We start from the raw sequence: 18800 nt of genomic DNA on the forward strand, positions 1-18800 counted from the left end.
CTCTGTTGTCACTCTGGCGCCCCTGATCCCGGTGTTTCTCCGAGACCGGTGAGCCGGCGGGTGATGGCATCGATCACAATGCCGAGGCTGACGGCGACGGCCACCGAAACCACAACGGCGACGAGTGGGTTGTCGCGCAGCCAGGCGCCGAAGAACGCGCCGACGGCGACGTTGTAGATCGCCCAGGAACAGCATGCGATCACGCTGATCTGCCCGTAACGACGAAATGGAAAGCGCGTTGTTCCCGCCGTCACGGCGACCGCTATGCGCCCGAACGGCACGTAGCGTGCTGTCATGATGAGCGCCGCCGCACGTCTGTCGAGGCCGCGTCTCGCCCACTCGAGCGCGCGCACGACCCTCGCTTTGCGAAACAGGGCAAAGCGATCGAGACGGATGCTGCGGCCGACCGCAAACAGAAGCAGGTCACCGGCCAGGGCCGCCACCGCTGCAACCGGAACGATCAGCCAGAGGTTCGGCCCCCCGACGCCCGCTGTCGCCGCGAGGGAGCCGAGAGCGACGACGGCTGTCTCGCTCGGCACGAGCGGAACGAACGCATCGGCGATGATCAGCAGGAACAGGGCTCCGAGCATCCATGATTCACCACTCGCCGTGATCAGGGACGACGTGATGTCGTCGAACAGCGTCGAACCGCGGATTCCGTTCATTCGTTCCTGGTCATTCGTCGTTGGACGTCTGTGCGCGGTGGACGGCGGCACCCGCTCCGGCCCACCGGCGGCCGGTGAGCGGCCATCCGGTGTGCGGTCTCTGTGCCTGAAGCTCGACGGCAGCGCTGTAGTGGCCGACGAGTGCACTGCAGACGCTCTTCCAGCTGCGGTCGGCGACGGATGCCCGTGCGGCGGTCGCGAACGCCGCCCGCTTGGCGTCGTCACCGACGAGATCTTCGACGCGCCCACGCAGTTCGAGCAGATTCCCGGGCGCGTAGAGCCACCCTGTGCGGCTCGACTCGACGAGGTCGAGGGGACCGCCCCTCCCGGTGGCGACGACGGGCACACCGCTCGCCAGCGCCTCCTGGATCGTCTGGCAGAAGGTCTCGAGCTCACCGGGGTGCACGAACACGTCGAACGAGGCGACGGTGCGTGCGAGGTCGGCGCCGTCGAGGAACCCGGTGAACACCGCAGACGGCATCAGCTGTTCGAGTCGTGCCCGCTGTGGTCCGTCGCCGACGATGACGAGCTTGACACCCGGCACCGTGCAGAGCACCCGAAGGTCTTCCACCTGTTTCTCGGCGGCCAGGCGCCCCACATACCCCACAACGCGTTCGCCGTGCGGGGCGAGCCTCGCCTTCCACGCCGCGTCTGAGCGCTCCGGCGAGAAGCGTTCGGCGTCCACACCTCTCACCCACAGCCGCAGACGATCGATGTCGTGGTCACGCAGCTGGGCGAGTGCGTAGCTCGAGGGGGCGAGGTTGAGCGTCGCGCGCTGGTGTATGCGTTGCACGTGCTGCCAGAGGAGAGACTCGACGGCGGGGAACCCGTAGCGCGAAGCGTAGGCGGGCACATCGGTCTGATAGATCGCAACAGTCGGGATGTCCAGGTGCTCGGCGGCCAGCATGGCGCGCCAGCCCAGCACGAACGGCGAGGCCAGGTGCACAACATCCGGAGCAAACCTGCGCAACAGCTGCACGATGCGGGTCGTCGTCGTTGTGACCACGCGCACGTTCGCGTACGAGGGGAGGGCGACAGAGGCGAGCGGGTGAACCGGGAACCCGGAGACCTGTGTCGGCATGGACGAACTCCTCGGCGCGAACACCGTCACCTGGTCGCCCCGTTCGGCGAGGTGGTCGATCACCCGCAGCAGGGAGTGTGTCACTCCGTTCATGTGCGGCAGAAAAGATTCGGCTACGAGCGCGACCTTCATGCTTCTACCGTGGACCGTATCCCTGCCGACTCTGCGCTATTCCGGCAAAGGCCTGATGAACGGTCGGTGAATGTTCCGAGAGATACCCCACCGGAGTATCCTGATGAGGTGATCGCAGACATCAAGAAACGCGCAATGCACCGGGTCAAGATTCTCGAGGGCCAGATGAGGGGACTCGAGAAGATGATCGACAACGAGGATTACTGCATCGACATCATCACGCAGTCGCTCGCGATCCAGAAGTCGCTCGGCTCGCTCAACAAGCTCCTCGTCGAGAACCACCTGCGCACCCACGTCGGCGACATGTTCGAGCGCGGCGGCGACGAGAAAGAGGCCGCCGTCACCGAACTGCTCAAGGTGTTCGAGCTCAGCAACAACAGGGGCTGATCGCCCGCGCTGCCCTCACCCCTGTTCTGTCGTCAGTGCTGTTCTGACGTCACTCCTGCACGGGTCCGAGCCACGCACGGGCGACCGCCGAATGAACGGACTCGGCGTCTGAGGGGTGAAAGATGCCGGCGAGCACATCGCGGTACAGCCGGCCGAGCTCGCTCGACGAGAAGTAGCTCGAGCCGCCAGACACCCTGATCGCCTGGTCCACAACGATACGCGCGGTCTCGGTGGCGCGGTGCTTGAGGCTCGACAGACGAGGGAACCACAGCGACCCGTGGTCAACGAGGTTGTCGACATCGTTTGCGAGAGTGTCGATCTGCGGCCCGATCGCCTCGTGGGCGATCACAGCGTCGGCGACTCGCCAACGGATGTCCGGATCGTTCGCGAGCGTCTGCCCTGTTCGCTTCGACGTGCGTGAACGGGCAGACTCGACGGCGAGGTCGACGGCACGGGCGCCGATGCCGGTGTAGACGCTCGCCAGAAGGATCTCGAAGCACGCGAAGATGCCGAAGATGAACGGGTCGGGGTTCGGTCCAGGCGCAAGTCGCCGCACGACGCGATCGGCGGGGGCATACGAGCCGTCGAGCACCGTCGACCGGCTCTGGCTCGCCCGCATGCCGACGGCGTCCCAGTCGTCTTTCGATGTGGTGTGCTCATCGCGGCCGACAAAGCCGTAGACCACTTTCGGAGCGTCTGCGGACGTGGTGTCGAGTCCCATCGTCCCGAGTGAGGTCCAGGCCGGCGACAGCGAGGTGAAGATCTTTGTGCCGAAGAACCGGTAACCGCCGTGCTCGTCAGGCACAGCCGCGGTGTCGGACCCGAAGAGCACAAGATCGTTGCCGGCCTCGCTGATGCCGAAGGCATAGAGCTGCCCGGCGGCCGCTCCGTCGAGCACGAAGTGGAGGGAGGTGTCACCCCGGTCGAGCAGCACCTTGGCCACACCCGTCCACACGAGGTGCATGTTCACCGCGAGGGCGGTGGCCGGTGCCGCGCCGGCGAGTCTCTGCTGCTGGTTCGCCACATCGCGAAGCGACATTCCGAGCCCGCCGCGGTCGGCGGGAACGAACGCGCGCAGGTAACCGGCGGCGCTCACCTCCTCGAGGTCATCGTCGAAGAAGGCGTTCCGCCTGTCGTAGTCCGCGGCGCGAGAGCGGATGCGTTCGAGCAGCTCCTCTGACAGAGGGTGCGTCTCTGCCGTCATGCCTGCGGTCCCTGAGAGCCGCGCCCGGCATCCGGCTGCGCGCTCGCTGGTTCTCGGTGCGCCACGGGTGGACGATAGGGGAGAGGAGGGCGTGGGGGCAACGACCCCGTCTGGGCACCGGGGCCGCCACGGCCGGTGCGAGCACGGCCGGCACGGCGGCGCACGATCAACCACACAACAGCGGTGACGATGGCGATGACGATCAGCCAGGGAAGCAGAACACCGAGCACAACGAGCAACCCGCTGAAGAAGGTCCCGAGAGCGGTGAACCCGACAACGACACCGCCCCAGAAATCTCCCGGAGCGGCTCCGGCGACCTCGCCCGGGCTCCAGATCTGAACATCGAGTGTGGCGAACTCGACCTGGTCCGCGAGCACATCGCGCTGGGCGGTGAGGCTGTCGAGTTCCGCCTGACGCGTCGACAGGGCAGACTCGATCTCGATCAGGTCGGCTGTTGTCGTCGCCTGCTCCATCAGCGACAGCAGGCGGGTGATCGAGGTCTCGAGGGCTGTGACACGCGCATCGAGGTCTGCGACCTCGCCCGTGACATCCTGCTGACTTATGCTCGATCCCTCGACGGCCGCGAGCTCCTTCAGCTCCTCGATCACCGTGTCGAGCTCGTCTGCCGGAATCCTGGCGAGCAGAGACGCAGACGCCGAGTCGCCCGCCGACTCGGGGGAGTCCGTGCGACTGTCGATGTGCCCACCCGCCTCAGACACGATATCGACCGCCTCATCGGCGACGGCTATCGGATCGGGGTCCGAGAGCGAGAGCGTGCCGGTCGAGACGATCTCGCGCTCCACGCCGATCGCCTCGTCCGTCTGCACACCAGGTTCAGGAGCGGCCATTCCGCTGTCTGCCTCACCACCGGATCGTTCGTTCGCAGAGGGGGCAAGTGAGCACCCGGCGAACAAGAGGGCGGTGAGTGCGAGGGTGATGCCGACGGCCGCATTCCTGGCCGCTCCGCGGGCTGATCGCTTCATAGGAACACTCTAGAAGCGCCGTTCGAGCGAGAGGCTGACCGTGTGCTCACAGCTTGATCACGATCGTGTCTCGTCAGGCCGTGGGGTTTGCACGGCGACCGGCTCTGTGTCTGGTATCGGGCTCGCGTCACGCCCGCGAAGGTCGGGATGCCATCGTTTGCCGAGCGCCGGAACGACGAAGCCCAGAACGGCGAAGCCCGTTGCGGCCCAGAACGCGCCGATCGGGCCGCTGCCGTCGATGAGGAACCCGGCGACGGCCGAACCGATGGCTGCTCCGATGAGCTGCCCGGTGCCTACCCATCCGTAGGCCTCGGCCGTGTCGCTGAACTTGACGCTCGACGAGACCATGGCGAAGATGACGGCGAGGGCGGGGGCGATCCCGACGCCGGCGACGAAGAGCAGGGCCGACAGCCACCAGACGTTGAGAACGAGCATGGCGAGCGACATGCCGACCATCACGATCAGCATCCGCCGGGCGAGCGCCCACGGGCCGATCGGCAGATGTCCGAAGGTGAGCCCGCCGGCGAGGCTGCCCACAGAGAAGATCGCGAGCACGATTCCGGCTTCGAGCCCCTCATGACCGAACGTGGCGACGACCCCGGCCTCGATCGCCGCGCAGGCGCCGACGAGAAGAAATCCGACGACAGTGGCGAGCAGCACCGGCGGCTTCTTCAGCACAACGCCGAGCTTGCGCCTGCTGCGCGGAATGCGCACCTGGCCGACCTCTGGCGAGAGCAGGAACCAGATGCCCCCTGCGATCAGAAAGAAGACGGCGAGCAGGATTCCCCAGACCGTGCCGAGCTGTGTCGACACGAACGTCGTGATCACGGGGCCGAGCACCCAGATGATCTCTTGTGCGGAGGCGTCGAGCGAGAACAACGGTGTGAGCTGGGTGGAGTTGACCAGCTTCGGGTAGATCGTGCGCACGGCGGGCTGGACGGGCGGGGTCGACAGGCCGGCGACCAGGGCGAGAGACATATAGACGAGAATGCTGAACTGCAGCTCGAAGCCGGTGAGGTCGATCGTCGCGATCGTGGTGATGACGCTCACGCAGACGAGCAGCGTGAGCGTGATGACCCTTCGGATGCCCCACACGCCCATCCAGCGGCTCGTCAGGGGGCCGGCGACGGCTTGTCCGATGCTCGTCGCCGCGAGCACGAGCCCGGCGGCTCCATAGGAGCCGGTCGCCCGCTCGACGTGGAGCAGGAACGCGAGCGAGAGCATGCCGTTCGGAAAACGGGCGAGCAGCTGGGCCGAGATGAGCCGCGCGACCCCCGGGGTCGAGAGAATCCTCGAATACGCGCTCACGCGATCCAGTCTAGGTACGCCGCCGACTCTCACGAGGGGGCCCGGCCATCGGATGCTGCGACACGCCGAAGGCCCAGGAGCGTGCAGATTTCGATGTCGGTGGCCGACCGTAATGTTGTGCCTGTGGATGACGCGCTCACGTCGTGCGCGAAAGGTGCGGTAAACCGGGTAATCCGACTCTCGGCGGCGTGTGGAGAGAACAGTGGAGAACGAGTGGATAACGCTCCGAATCGGTGGAGAGAGCGGTGGATAACTACACGTATGTAACTACTAGCTGTGGGGGTTCCACCCAAAGCGACCAACTATATGTAGTATTGAAACCCTGGCAGGGGGAATGCCAGAGAAGTCACAGATGTTGTACCGAGAAGGTACACAGAAAAGGGGTCAGAAGATGACGATCACCGTTTACACCAAGCCGTCATGTGTGCAGTGCACGGCTACCTATCGGGCCCTCGACAACAAGGGCATCGAATACAACATCCTCGACCTTTCTGCTGACGAGAAGGCGCTCGAAGATGTGAAGGCGCTCGGGTACCTCCAGGCCCCCGTCGTCATCACAGACGAAGACCACTGGTCCGGCTTCCGTCCAGACAAGATCGACGAGCTCGCCTCGCGGCTTTAGGTCTCGACAGGCTCGGGTCTCGACAGGCTCGACCACCGTAAGGGTCTCGACAGGCTCGGGTCTCGACAGGCTCGACCACCGAAGGGGTGGGCTGTGCTCGACCACCGAAGGGTCTCGACAAGCTCGACCACCGAAGGGGGAAGGAATCAGGTGACGAAACTCGTCTATTTCTCAAGTGTCTCGGGGAACACACGTCGTTTCGTTGAGAAGCTCGGCCTGCCGGCCAAGCAGATTCCGCTCTATGCCAGGGACGACATTCCCAAGGCAGACGAACCCTACGTTCTCATCACGCCGACCTATGGCGGGGGAGACGGCAAGGGGGCAGTCCCCAAGCAGGTCATCCGGTTTCTCAATGACGAGTACAACCGAGATTTGCTCCGCGGCGTGATCGCCGCGGGTAACACCAACTTCGGCAACGCCTACGGGCTGGCAGCAGACATCATCTCTGCCAAGTGCCAGGTGCCGACGCTCTACCGATTCGAAGTATTTGGTACCCCGGACGACGTTGATCGCGTCCACGAAGGATTGGAATCATTTTGGCAACGACCGTGACAGAGGTGCCCGTGGCTCCGGCGCTCGACTACCACTCGCTGAACGCGATGCTCAACCTCTATGACGACAACGGCAAGATCCAGTTCGACAAGGATCGCGAAGCGGCACGGGAATACTTCCTGCAGCACGTCAACCAGAACACCGTCTTCTTCCACTCGCTCAAAGAGCGGCTCGACTATCTCGTCGAGAAGGAGTACTACGAGAAGGCTGTGCTCGACAAGTACTCCTTCGAGTTCATCCAGAAGCTCAATGACCTGGCGTACTCCAAGAAGTTCCGGTTCCAGACCTTTCTCGGGGCGTTCAAGTACTACACGTCATACACGCTGAGGACCTTCGATGGAAAGCGTTACCTCGAGCGGTTCGAAGACCGTGTTGTGATGACGGCGCTCGGGCTCGCCGAGGGTGACGAACAGCTTGCCACGAACCTCGTTGAAGAGATCATCGGCGGCCGGTTCCAACCGGCAACACCCACGTTCCTCAACACGGGCAAGGCTCAGCGGGGCGAGCTTGTCTCGTGCTTCCTGCTGCGGATCGAAGACAACATGGAGTCGATCTCGCGTGGCATCAACTCGTCGCTGCAGCTCTCGAAGCGTGGTGGCGGTGTCGCCCTGCTGCTCTCGAACATCCGTGAAGCCGGTGCGCCGATCAAGCAGATAGAGAACCAGTCCTCCGGCATCATCCCCGTGATGAAGCTGCTCGAAGACTCCTTCAGCTACGCCAACCAGCTCGGAGCACGCCAGGGCGCCGGTGCTGTGTACCTTTCAGCGCACCACCCCGACATCTTCCGGTTCCTCGACACCAAGCGTGAGAACGCCGACGAGAAGATCCGCATCAAGACGCTGTCGCTCGGTGTGGTGATCCCAGACATCACGTTCGAGCTGGCCAAGAGAGATGAGGACATGTATCTGTTCTCGCCCTACGACGTCGAGCGTGTCTACGGTGTGCCGTTCGGCGACATCTCTGTCACCGAGAAATACCATGAGATGGTTGACGACTCGCGCATCAAGAAGACGAAGATCAAGGCGCGCGAGTTCTTCCAGACCCTCGCCGAGATCCAGTTCGAATCCGGCTACCCGTACATCATGTACGAAGACACCGTGAACAGGGCGAACCCGATCAAGGGGCGCATCAACATGTCGAACCTCTGCTCAGAGATTCTTCAGGTCAACACGCCGACAACCTACAACGCCGACCTGTCGTACGACCAGATCGGCAAAGACATCTCGTGCAACCTGGGATCTCTCAACATCGCACTCACGATGGATTCGCCGGACTTCGGCCGCACTGTCGAGACGGCGATCCGCGGACTCACATCGGTGTCTGACCAGAGCCACATCAACTCGGTGCGTTCCATCGAAGACGGAAACGACAAATCGCACGCCATCGGCCTCGGGCAGATGAACCTGCACGGTTACCTCGCTCGTGAACGGGTGCACTACGGCAGTGAAGAAGGCATCGACTTCACGAACATGTACTTCTACACGGTGCTGTTCCACGCGCTGCGTGCCTCGAACGCCATCGCGATCGAGCGCGGCGAGACGTTCGACGGCTTCAAGGACTCCACGTATGCATCCGGTGAATTCTTCGACAAGTACACCGACCAGGTCTGGGAGCCAGCGACCGCCAGGGTCGCAGAGCTTTTCTCGACCTCGGGTGTGACGATTCCGACGCAAGAGGACTGGAAGGCGCTCAAGGCATCCGTTCAAGAGCACGGCATCTACAACCAGAACCTGCAGGCTGTTCCGCCGACCGGTTCGATCTCGTACATCAACAACTCGACGTCGTCGATTCACCCCGTCGCGTCGAAGATCGAGATTCGCAAAGAGGGCAAGCTCGGCCGCGTCTATTACCCGGCGCCGTTCCTCACGAACGACAACCTGGACTACTACCAGGATGCCTATGAGATCGGCTACGAGAAGATCATCGACACCTACGCCGCGGCGACGCAGCATGTTGACCAGGGGCTGTCGCTGACGCTGTTCTTCAAAGACACGGCGACGACGCGCGACATCAACCGCGCTCAGATCTATGCCTGGCGCAAGGGAATCAAGACGATCTACTACATCCGTCTGCGTCAGCTCGCCCTCGAGGGCACTGAGGTGGATGGCTGCGTCAGCTGCATGCTGTGATCCATGGATCTCGACAGGCTCGATCATGAGATCTCGACAGGCTCGATCAACGAAGGAACAACAGAATGATTGACAAGCTCAAGCTGGTCGACCAGGTGCAGGCGATCAACTGGAACCGCATCGAAGACGACAAAGACGTCGAGGTGTGGAACCGCCTCGTCAACAACTTCTGGTTGCCAGAGAAGGTGCCGCTGTCGAACGACGTGCAGTCGTGGAACACGCTCACACCGGCTGAGCAGCAGCTCACCATGCGTGTGTTCACGGGGCTCACACTGCTCGACACCATCCAGGGCACTGTCGGAGCCGTGTCGCTGATTCCCGATGCGATCACCCCGCATGAAGAAGCGGTGTACACGAACATCGCGTTTATGGAGTCTGTGCACGCCAAGAGCTATTCGTCGATCTTCTCGACGCTGTGCTCGACGAAAGAGATCGACGAGGCGTTCCGCTGGTCCGTTGAGAACGAGAACCTTCAGAAGAAGGCCTCGATCATCATGGAGTACTACCAGGGCGATGAGCCGCTCAAGCGCAAGGTCGCATCGACGCTGCTCGAGTCGTTCCTGTTCTATTCGGGTTTCTACCTGCCGATGTACTGGTCGAGCCGTGCCAAGCTCACCAACACCGCCGACCTCATCCGCCTGATCATTCGTGACGAGGCGGTGCACGGATATTACATCGGGTACAAGTTCCAGAAGGGGCTCGAGAGGCTCGATGAGGCGAAGCGTCAAGACATCAAGGACTACACCTTCAGCCTGCTGTACGAGCTCTATGACAATGAGGTGCAGTACACCCAGGACCTCTATGACGAGGTCGGGCTGACCGAAGACGTCAAGAAGTTCTTGCACTACAACGCCAACAAGGCGCTGATGAACCTGGGTTATGAGCCGATGTTCCCGAAGAGCGTCACCGATGTGAACCCGGCGATCCTCGCGTCGCTGTCACCGAACGCAGACGAGAACCACGACTTCTTCTCTGGATCGGGTTCGTCGTACGTCATCGGCAAGGCCGTGAACACCGAAGACGAGGACTGGGACTTCTAGATCACTGACTTAGACCGGAGTCCGTAAGGGCTGAGGGAGGCCGAGACCTCACACCTGAGACTGTCACCTCGTGGAAGGCTCGCGTTCGGTCGCGTCGTCTGCGAGCGGTGAACGAGAGGTTGCTTACGGCGCCTTGCCATCGAGCTGTTGCTGAGAGTGCCCATCTGCGATCTTTCCGAGTAGACCCATCAGCAGATGTTGCTCATGGACCGAGAGCACCGACAGTTTGCCCTCTGTATTGACCACGTTTTGCCTGTGAACGTTTTCAGTGAGTGCTCTCCCTCGCTCCGTCAGGGAGAGCACAATGGATCTTTGATCCGATGCAGAGTTTTGAGCTTTTACCAGGCCCTGTGACTCCAGCATCTTGCGTGCGGCGGAGACGGCGGCTCGGCTCATCAAGGAAGCCTCCGCAATACGATGCGGTTCCAGCGGTCCAACTGCCCACAGGGTGAAGCAGACACGAAAATTGGCCATGCTGAGGCCTTCAGGCAGAAACTTCTCGGTGTCCGCCGCCAAGCGGCGGTTAGCCCTTCGGATCAAGAGGCTGATTGACGTGGCCAGTCCAGCTCCGTCTGCGCCGAGCTCCGTCTGTGAGCGAATCGATGCCATTCCCACGAATTCGAGAAAGCCACCGGTAGCAAGAGGCGAGTGCGGCGAATAATTCAAGAGGAACCTTCTCTTTGATAAACAAACGGAGCTTTGCGAACGTGACCATATTGTAAACTGACCGGTTCGTACCCTAGCCGAGCATGGGCTTCCGCGAGAACGAGATACGTGCCGTATTCGTCCTCGCGCAACGTTCGAGGTGAAGCGAGCTACTCATCGACCTCGGTTTCGCTCTCGAGTGTTCGTGCTAAGCCGTCCATGCGTCCGCGGTAGTACGCCAGAGGATCGCCGTTTCCTGCCGACGCGTGCACGACCCTTCCAATGAAAATCGTATGGGACCCACCCACTGCGGTGTCTGCGATCTCGCATTCGATTGTTGCCAACGCCCCCTTCAAAAGGGGCAATCTGTGCGTGCTGAAGCTGTAGGGAGTCGTGGCGAACTTGTCACCGCCCTTTCTTCCGAAGTGCGATGCGAGAGAAGCTTGCTCCACAGTGAGGATATTGATCGCGTATCGCTTCGCCTTCACCAGCGCATCGTGAGTTCTGCTAGAGCGATTGAGGCACACGAGCATCATGGGTGGGTCCAGAGATAACGAGCTGACCGCGGAAGCCGTCGTCCCGAAAAGTTGGCCCTCGACTTCGGTCGTAATGACCGTTACGCCGGATGCGAAGTGTCCGACAACGTGTCGAAATTCATCCCGAGGAATGGGTTTCACCTCGTCTCCCGAAATTGGGCTGCAATTCACTTTTGCTCCTGAACTTCTTTCAACTTCAGTAAATAGTTCTTTTCGTCTCTGCCAGGTGGAGTGAATCTAGTTCACTAGTGCAGCATTTTCGAAGTTATCCTTCTTTTAACTAAGGAAGTAGCACCAATAGTAGTTCAGAACTAGACGAATCGTCGAAGTTGATCTAAGGTGATTACACCATTCCAGCGACCGTACAGAAGCTGCCCATCGAGACGAAACCGTTCACCGATGCACGACGTTTACGACGCCAGGCCGAAGGGAAGAAATGCCCGCTTTAGACACGAACCAAGCTGTCGCGGAACTCACGAAGCGGATTGAACGACTTGAGTCAGCGACAGAGATTGCTCGGCTGCAGCAGGAGTACATCCGAAATCTCGCCGCAAGGGATTGGGATGCGGTCGCTTCTGCGTACACGGATGACGCTATTTGCGACATACGACATCATGGTGTGCACGTCGGGCGCGAGGCCGTCCGCGCAATGTTCGCTGCAGAGCTAGAGAACGTGGTCTTGGCAAAAGATGGATACATTCTTTCCTCTCCCGACATCACGGTTTCTGAAGATGGCGAGACAGCTGAAGGCGTCTGGACGTGGCATCGGCTTCAAGCCGACTTCCGCACGTCATGGGGACTCATGCGCGTTTGGGGACCGTGGTCCGAAGGTAAATACGTGACGCAGTATCGCCGGGTCGGCGGGGAGTGGAAGATCTCCAAGCTGTGGTTCCGTGTGCATGCTCCTGATGACGATGGAGAATTCGTCGCTGCGGGACGCGAAGGACGCGTCTTGGGAGGCGCAAAGTAATGATTCACGACGCGGATAAGTGGAACCGTCTTCGGGTCTCACAGGGCTGGAGTTCCTAATGCGAAAGATGGTTCTCACCGCCTTTGTGATGCCGTTGGGTTATCACCGGAACAGCTGGCGCCGCGAAGGAAGCTTCGCGGAAGACGTCCCGAGTCTCTCTTTGGTCAAGAAAATTGCGAGCATGGCAGAGAAAGCCAAACTCGACGCGCTTTTCTTCGGCGATATCGTTCATGCGAACCCCACGCTGAGGGGGGACACAATGATGAATGGGTTTTTCGAGCCGATGACCACTCTGGCTGCGCTCGCTGCGTCGACAAGCAAGATCGGGCTTATCGGGACTCTTTCAACATCATTGTCGGAGCCGTATAACGTTGCCCGGCAACTTGCGTCTTTGGACCATCTGTCAGGAGGACGCGCCGGGTGGAACATCGTCACGTCTTCTGATGGCTTCCGAAACTTCGGCATCGGAGAAGCCCCCGGCCCTGTAGAGCGCTATCGTCGAGCTACGGAATTTGTGAGTGTGGTGGAGGCGCTCTGGGACAGCTGGTCGGATGATGCGGTTATCGTGGACCGCGCTGCTGGTTACTGGCTAGACACGTCCAAGTTGCGCAAGATCGACCATGTTGGTGAGTTCTTTTCCGTTGAAGGACCTCTTAACATCCCTCGTATCCCGCAAGGGCGTCCGGTCTTAGTGCAAGCAGGCTCGTCGGGCCCGGGACTGGAGCTGGGAACCCGTGTCGCAGACGCAATCTATACAGCGCAGCCTGAGCTCGGCCGAGCGATCGAGTTTTATATGAACGCGGAAGCGAAAGCGCTCGAATCCCACACGAAGGGCCTTCGGAAGTGTGCTTCTGCCCCTCTCGTTATTCCAGGGATTGTGCCTGTGGTGGCAGATTCGAAGGAAGAAGCGGATGAGATCGCGCAGGAGCTCGCCGCACTGCTCGACATCGATGAGGGGCGGGCTCAGCTGGGCGGGGACCTGGGTGTTGACCTTTCGGATGTTGATCTTGACGATGTCATCCCGGCGGAGAAATTCGAGCAGGTTGAGCGTATGACCAGCCGTCAGAAGATCTATCAGACGATGTCGCTCCAACACCGCTTACCTTTGCGTGAACTCATTGTTGAAAGAGCACGTTCGACCGGCCATCAGTGGATTTCAGGTACGGCTTCTTTCATCGCGGACGTGATGCAGGAGTGGTTTGAATCACGGGCATGTGACGGCTTCAACCTGAATTCGCCATACAACCTGGAAGGGTTTGAGCGAATTTGCTCGGACCTTGTTCCCGAGCTGCAGAACCGTGGCTTGTTCCGACATGAGTACGAAGGAAGCACACTTCGTGATCATCTCGGAATCCCCAGGCCAGATGTCAATTTCTGAGCTTTCGGAAATCCATGCGGAATACGAGCGGAAATCAGTTGAAGTACAAGGTGACCCGGTTAGGTGTTGACCCGGCCATGGTTGTGGGAAAACCAAAGCCTGGACCGGTCACGACGCAGTCTGAGGAACTGCGAGGCATGATTGTCGATAGAGATATGGCAGTGCCGATGCGTGATGGAATCACAATCTACGCTGATATCTATCGGCCCCGCGAATCCGGAAATGGCGCTCCTCTTCTTCTTGCATGGGGGCCCTACGGAAAGCACTGGGTAACGAACCATATGTATCCGGGCTCTGGTGTTGATCCCCTGTGGATCTCTGATCTCACAGCGTTTGAAGCCCCAGATCCGGTCTATTGGACTGCACATGGCTATGCCGTCGCGGTCGCGGACCCACGTGGACTATGGAACTCCGAGGGCGACTTCTCGCACAACGGGCCGCAGGAGCGCGACGACTTGTACGACGCGATTGAGTGGCTTGCAGCTCAACCGTGGTCCAACGGCAAGATCGGAATGCTGGGTGTGTCTTACTTGGCTGGAAGCCAGTATCAAGCGGCTTCTGTCAACCCACCGTCTCTTAAGGCGATCAGTCCGTGGGAGTGCTTCTCGGATTGGTACCGTGAATTTGCCACTCACGGAGGTATTCCGGAGACCGGGTTTCGACCACGCGTGTCGACGAACGTGTCCTATGGGTTCGGGGGGACAGAAGATCCGGCGGCGAACATGTGGGCTCATCCTTTCGATGACTGGTACTACGCGGAAAAATACGGTGAGCTCGCCAATATCACCATTCCGACGTACATGGTTGCTTCCTGGGGTGATCACGGGTTGCACACCCGGGGAACGCTGAGGGCGTTTGATCAGATCTCCTCCACCGATAAGTGGCTGGAGGTTCACGGCCAAAAGAAATGGGAGTACTTCTATCGCCCGGAAAACGTGGAGCGGCAGAGACGGTTTTTCGACACTTTCCTCAAGGGCGAAGACGTCGGATTCCACAGTTCGCCTCGAGTCCACGCTGAGATCAGGGATACCGGACGACGTTCGGACTCCGTGTGGAAGCAGTTCGAAGACGCGAGTTTCGTGCGCGGAGTCCTGCCACTCTACGTGGACGTGTCGACGAACGAGCTGAATGTAGATCCAACTGAAGCGATCACTTGTCACACGTTTGATCCGGTCGGCGATTCCTGTGAACTGGACTACATCTTCGACTCTCTCGCAGAGCTTGTGGGTCCAGCATCTCTGACTCTCTGGCTAGCTGCTGAACGCGCGACAGACGCAGATGTCTTTGTTGTACTTCAGAAGTTTGACGCGGAGGGCGTGGAGGTGAAGTTTGCAACAGGCTCAATCTTCGATGACGGGCCGGTGGCCCTCGGGTGGCTGCGTGCGAGTCATCGGGAGAAGGATATTTCCCTTTCCACTCCTCTGGTGCCACACCATCCCCACATGAACGAAGAGCCTTTGGAGCCCGGGAAGCCGGAGAAGCTCGAGATTGAGATCTGGCCGGCGGGCACGGTGTTCCATCCGGGAGAGACCCTCAGGGTGACTATCCAGGGCAGGGACTTCCAGAAACGGGTGACGGAGACAGGAGTACCTTCTTTGCAGATACTCCACGAATCCCTGCGAAACGAGGGCGAATGGACAATCTACTCCGGCGGTACCTATAAGAGCTTTCTCAATCTTCCCGTTGCTGCGCCCGACGAGATCGGTTTCCGATCATGAACCTTGCATGGCCATGCGGAAACGAATCATCAAGCTGTGGCGAGAGCTATGCGGCTTCGAAGCGTGCTTGTTTCTTCTACATCAGGTTTGGCTCATGCCGATGAAACAGGTGCGCATCTTTTTCAGAGGGGTTGTTACGCAAGGCAACCTCATTGATTCCGTCCCACGTGCCCGGGTTGGTGCACGCGCGGTGCGAGTCAGCAACGTCGGAGACGAATCAGGGGCACCCGTTCGACTGAGCGCGATTCCCGAACCGTTATGAATAGCAGTCCTCACCCTCCCTGGAAAGATCACCTCAATTAGGAGAACTAATGAACGTTCGCAAGAACCTCAAAGTCGCGGTTCTGATCTCACTTCTCGCGATTGCGCTCACAGCTTGCACATCACCACCTCGGACTGCTCAACCAGATGTGTCCGCAGGGTTGACCCTTATGACGCCGCGTGCCACGGGAAGCGTGCCCACCGTGAAATGGGGACTTTCTGGAAATGAACCCACTACGCTCGACCCAATCTTCGTAGGAACTGTTCCTCAAAACACCGTGGTGAGCAATCTGTGCGAGAGCCTCATGCAGGTTCAGCCGGACTTCTCAGTGGATCTGGGTCTGGCCGCATCGTATGAGCAACCGTCTCCGACAACGTACGTGTTCCAGATTCGTCCGAATGTGCAGTTCTGGAATGGCGGATCGCTGACCGCTGAAGATGTCGTTTACAGCCTGAACCGGAACATTGATCCCTCGATCGGCGCCGTGAACGGGTACCAGTACGCGTCAGTTGCATCGATCGAGGCCTCGGGCCCGCTTGAGGTGACAATTACATTGAATGAACCCAACGTGGACTTCCTCGCGACTCTCGCTGGAATGAGCGGGGCCATTGGCCAGCGGAGCGCTATTGAATCTGCGGGGGCAGATTACGGAACTCCCCCGGGAGGGTTGGAATGCACCGGGCCATACTCCTTAGGTGAGTGGGCGGCTGGTCAAGGTATTGAGATCGTTGCGAATAAGAACTACTGGAACGAGGACTTGACTCCCCTCACAGAGAAGATACATTTCGACGCGATAGTCAACAACAACACTCTTACCAATGCTCTGCTGAGTGGCGATCTCGACGGTGCATATTCGGTGCCTACCTCTGCCGTTAATGCTCTTTCGAATGGAGAGGGGACCTTGTACTTTGGCGATAGCACAGAGTATTTCCTCTTCGGTCCCGTCGACCGCTCGGGTCCTGCCCATGATGAACGGGTGCGAGAGGCCCTGAACTTGGCATTCGACCGCGAGAGTTTTGTCCGAAGCGTCCTCGGGGGCCATGGAGCACCTCTCAAAACGTTCGTCCCGCCCTTCGCATTCTCGGGTGACCCAGCAGGAGACATACTCACCACTGCTTACGAGAACCTCCGGGTAAAAAGTTCCCCCGATCTCGAGGCCGCAAGAAAACTCATAGATGAATCGAATCTCTCAGACACATCCATGACGATTGCTATCACAGCGGGCGATCAAACGTCTCTCGCAGCAGCCACCTTGATGCAATCCGCAGGCACGAGCATCGGGCTCGATATGGAGATCAAGCAACTGCAGGATACCCAGATCTTTGATCTTTTCTTCAACCCTGAATCAAGGAGTGACGTGGATCTCCTCGCGACCTCCGGCTATTACGAAACTCCGATCTTTCGCAGCTACGCAGGAACATTTGTAAATCCGGATGGGTTGGTGAATTTTCTGGGGTATGACAACCCGGCTGCCGCAGCGAAGCTCCGCGACGCGATTTCACAGCCCGATCCTGCCTTGTCCGCTCGAGACTATGTCGATGCGCAGACACTTTGGGCAGAGGACTTTCTGACCATCCCCGTCGCGACCCAGTATGAGCGGCTCTATCTCGGTGACGGGCTTAGCGGGATTCCCGCATCTCAGGCGTATGTCAGCTATCCGTGGGCGGCACTGCTTGGTGCTGTGTGACACACGACCAAGACCGCCAGCAAAATAAACTTCGACTTCGGAATGGAACTGCTATGAGTACCGATGAGCTCTGGCGTCTCGACGCGACTGACCAAGCCACTGCTGTGCGCGAGAAGCAGGTAACTGCGCGTGAATTGGTGGAATCACACCTCCGGCGCATCAAACAGGTAAACCCCGTCACAAACGCCGTCGTGCGTGATCTTGAAGAGGAAGCACTCGAGGCAGCGGCGCGTGCAGATAGAGCGGTGTCCGCGGGCGAAAAGCTCGGGCCGCTGCATGGTGTGCCGGTGACAGTTAAAACAAACCTCGGAGTCAAAGGCCAAGTTGCTGACGAGAGTAGCGCTGCGTTCTTAGATAACGTCTCGGCTGAGGATGCGCCTCCAGTCGCCAATCTTCGCAAAGCAGGAGCGATCTTCCACGGGCGCACGAACATGCCCGACCTCGGAATGCGCTGGAACACGGACAATCCGCTCTATGGGCCCACGAGAAATCCTTGGGACGCGACGAAGACACCCGGGGGTTCGAGCGGGGGTGATGGCGCCGCTGTAGCAACGGGCATGACTCCTCTTGGGCTCGGGAACGACTTCGGTGGCTCCATTAGGGTGCCTGCGGCGTACAACGGCGTTATCGGTCTGCGCCCGACGCCAGGTCGAATACCTTATGTCCCTGAGTCCAAAGAAGACCGCGGCATCGGGGTCATGTTCTTCTACACCGATGGTCCGCTCGCAAGGTCGGTTCGGGACGCCGAACTTGTATTCGATGTGCTGCGACAGGGTGACGTTCGTGATCCGTTCTGGCAGGACGTTCCTTCGGGTCCAGCGGAACCATGCGATGTGGTGTTGCTGCGGGACAGCTTGGGCGTCGCAATCGATCCGGAAGTGGAGAGAGGTCTCCAACTGGCTGCCGATGCGCTGACTGACGCAGGATATACCGTTCGGGAGGGTGAGTTTCCCTACCTTCGCCGGGCCGCGGAGCTTTGGCGAGATCTCATTGCAACCGAATTGAGCTCACTTCTATCCAGTGACTTTCTCTCGTTGTTCGGCCAAGACGCACAGCGCTGGGTTGAAGCAAGTAACAGGACTAGCAACGTACTCAGTCCCGCCGCATATTTGCAGGCGACTGCTGAACGCTCTTGGATAGCTGCTGAATGGTCGCAGCAGATGGCTTCAACTCCACTGATTCTTGGACCCGTGGACACCGGTATTGCGTGGGATTCTGCATATGATCGCACCGGCGATGTGGACACCGCGGTCATCGCTCTCCGAGACCGATATAGGTTGAACCTGGCTGGAAGCTTTCTCGGACTGGCAACTGTTGTTCTCCCGGTGGGCATTGGCTCAAGTGGAATGCCCCAAGCTGTCCAGCTGACCGGTTGGCGATTCCAGGAGCGTCGTGCTTTGGCAGCGGCGTCAGCTGTGGAGCAGCGGCTAGGAAGGTTCACGCCGCGTGACCCGGATCTACCAGGGATTCAGCGATGACAACTGGAAGTGGTATTCCGATC

Annotated in this window: 17 protein-coding genes; 10 read left to right on the forward strand and 7 right to left on the reverse strand. The window is 59.9% G+C overall.

The window, feature by feature from the left end; genetic code table 11:
- Positions 1-8: 8 nt before the first annotated feature.
- Together ACYVF5_RS05030 and ACYVF5_RS05035 are read right to left on the reverse strand one after the other, a co-directional pair.
- A complete protein-coding gene (locus ACYVF5_RS05030) occupies positions 9-665 on the reverse strand; it encodes a DedA family protein (protein ID WP_460943972.1) in 657 nt (218 codons plus the stop codon).
- A gap of 10 nt (positions 666-675) precedes the next feature.
- A complete protein-coding gene (locus ACYVF5_RS05035) occupies positions 676-1878 on the reverse strand; it encodes a glycosyltransferase family 4 protein (protein ID WP_460943974.1) in 1203 nt (400 codons plus the stop codon).
- 108 nt (positions 1879-1986) lie between these two features.
- Here ACYVF5_RS05035 and ACYVF5_RS05040 point away from each other — a divergent pair, with 108 nt between their 5' ends.
- The gene (locus ACYVF5_RS05040) at positions 1987-2265 is read left to right on the forward strand and encodes a metal-sensitive transcriptional regulator (protein ID WP_460943976.1); all 279 of its coding nucleotides are present in this window, start codon (positions 1987-1989) and stop codon (positions 2263-2265) included.
- 49 nt (positions 2266-2314) lie between these two features.
- Here ACYVF5_RS05040 and ACYVF5_RS05045 read toward each other — a convergent pair whose 3' ends face one another.
- The 3 genes from ACYVF5_RS05045 to ACYVF5_RS05055 are packed head-to-tail and all read right to left on the reverse strand — an operon-like array spanning position 2315 to position 5760.
- A complete protein-coding gene (locus ACYVF5_RS05045; RefSeq protein ID WP_460943978.1) occupies positions 2315-3469 on the reverse strand; it encodes an acyl-CoA dehydrogenase family protein in 1155 nt (384 codons plus the stop codon).
- Positions 3466-4452 (reverse strand): DUF4349 domain-containing protein, encoded by a 987-nt coding sequence (locus tag ACYVF5_RS05050; RefSeq protein WP_460943980.1) that lies wholly within the window; start codon positions 4450-4452, stop codon positions 3466-3468. Before ACYVF5_RS05050 ends, ACYVF5_RS05045 begins: the two co-directional genes overlap by 4 nt.
- 57 nt (positions 4453-4509) lie before the next feature.
- On the reverse strand, positions 4510-5760 hold the full coding sequence (locus ACYVF5_RS05055) for an MFS transporter (protein ID WP_460943982.1): 1251 nt from the start codon (positions 5758-5760) through the stop codon (positions 4510-4512).
- 391 nt (positions 5761-6151) lie between these two features.
- Between ACYVF5_RS05055 and nrdH the strand changes: the two genes are divergently transcribed.
- From nrdH to nrdF, 4 genes are all read left to right on the forward strand, one after another.
- The gene (gene nrdH / locus ACYVF5_RS05060; protein ID WP_460943984.1) at positions 6152-6382 is read left to right on the forward strand and encodes a glutaredoxin-like protein NrdH; all 231 of its coding nucleotides are present in this window, start codon (positions 6152-6154) and stop codon (positions 6380-6382) included.
- Between the two features lie 150 nt (positions 6383-6532).
- Positions 6533-6934: a class Ib ribonucleoside-diphosphate reductase assembly flavoprotein NrdI gene (gene nrdI / locus ACYVF5_RS05065; protein WP_460943986.1), complete on the forward strand. Its 402-nt coding sequence runs from the start codon at positions 6533-6535 to the stop codon at positions 6932-6934.
- Entirely contained in the window at positions 6919-9063 is a 2145-nt protein-coding gene (gene nrdE / locus ACYVF5_RS05070) for a class 1b ribonucleoside-diphosphate reductase subunit alpha (RefSeq protein WP_460943988.1), read from the forward strand. The genes nrdI and nrdE overlap by 16 nt, the downstream gene beginning before the upstream one ends.
- A gap of 65 nt (positions 9064-9128) precedes the next feature.
- Positions 9129-10103 (forward strand): class 1b ribonucleoside-diphosphate reductase subunit beta, encoded by a 975-nt coding sequence (gene nrdF / locus ACYVF5_RS05075; RefSeq protein WP_460943990.1) that lies wholly within the window; start codon positions 9129-9131, stop codon positions 10101-10103.
- A gap of 123 nt (positions 10104-10226) precedes the next feature.
- Here nrdF and ACYVF5_RS05080 read toward each other — a convergent pair whose 3' ends face one another.
- Both ACYVF5_RS05080 and ACYVF5_RS05085 read right to left on the reverse strand, forming a co-directional pair.
- Positions 10227-10769: a MarR family winged helix-turn-helix transcriptional regulator gene (locus tag ACYVF5_RS05080; protein WP_460943992.1), complete on the reverse strand. Its 543-nt coding sequence runs from the start codon at positions 10767-10769 to the stop codon at positions 10227-10229.
- Positions 10770-10918: 149 nt separating this feature from the next.
- The gene (locus tag ACYVF5_RS05085; protein ID WP_460943994.1) at positions 10919-11455 is read right to left on the reverse strand and encodes a flavin reductase family protein; all 537 of its coding nucleotides are present in this window, start codon (positions 11453-11455) and stop codon (positions 10919-10921) included.
- 265 nt (positions 11456-11720) lie between these two features.
- Between ACYVF5_RS05085 and ACYVF5_RS05090 the strand changes: the two genes are divergently transcribed.
- From ACYVF5_RS05090 to ACYVF5_RS05110, 5 genes are all read left to right on the forward strand, one after another.
- Positions 11721-12254, forward strand: coding sequence for a nuclear transport factor 2 family protein (locus tag ACYVF5_RS05090; protein ID WP_460943996.1), 534 nt, complete (start codon positions 11721-11723; stop codon positions 12252-12254).
- A gap of 58 nt (positions 12255-12312) precedes the next feature.
- Positions 12313-13632 carry an NtaA/DmoA family FMN-dependent monooxygenase gene (locus ACYVF5_RS05095; protein WP_460943998.1) on the forward strand — a complete coding sequence of 440 codons (1320 nt, stop codon included), beginning with the start codon at positions 12313-12315 and terminating at the stop codon, positions 13630-13632.
- Positions 13633-13670: 38 nt separating this feature from the next.
- Positions 13671-15350, forward strand: coding sequence for a CocE/NonD family hydrolase (locus tag ACYVF5_RS05100; RefSeq protein ID WP_460944000.1), 1680 nt, complete (start codon positions 13671-13673; stop codon positions 15348-15350).
- Positions 15351-15661: 311 nt separating this feature from the next.
- Entirely contained in the window at positions 15662-17299 is a 1638-nt protein-coding gene (locus tag ACYVF5_RS05105; RefSeq protein WP_460944002.1) for an ABC transporter substrate-binding protein, read from the forward strand.
- Between the two features lie 53 nt (positions 17300-17352).
- The gene (locus ACYVF5_RS05110; protein ID WP_460944004.1) at positions 17353-18777 is read left to right on the forward strand and encodes an amidase; all 1425 of its coding nucleotides are present in this window, start codon (positions 17353-17355) and stop codon (positions 18775-18777) included.
- Positions 18778-18800: the final 23 nt, after the last annotated feature.

The organism is Okibacterium endophyticum, from assembly GCF_054780075.1.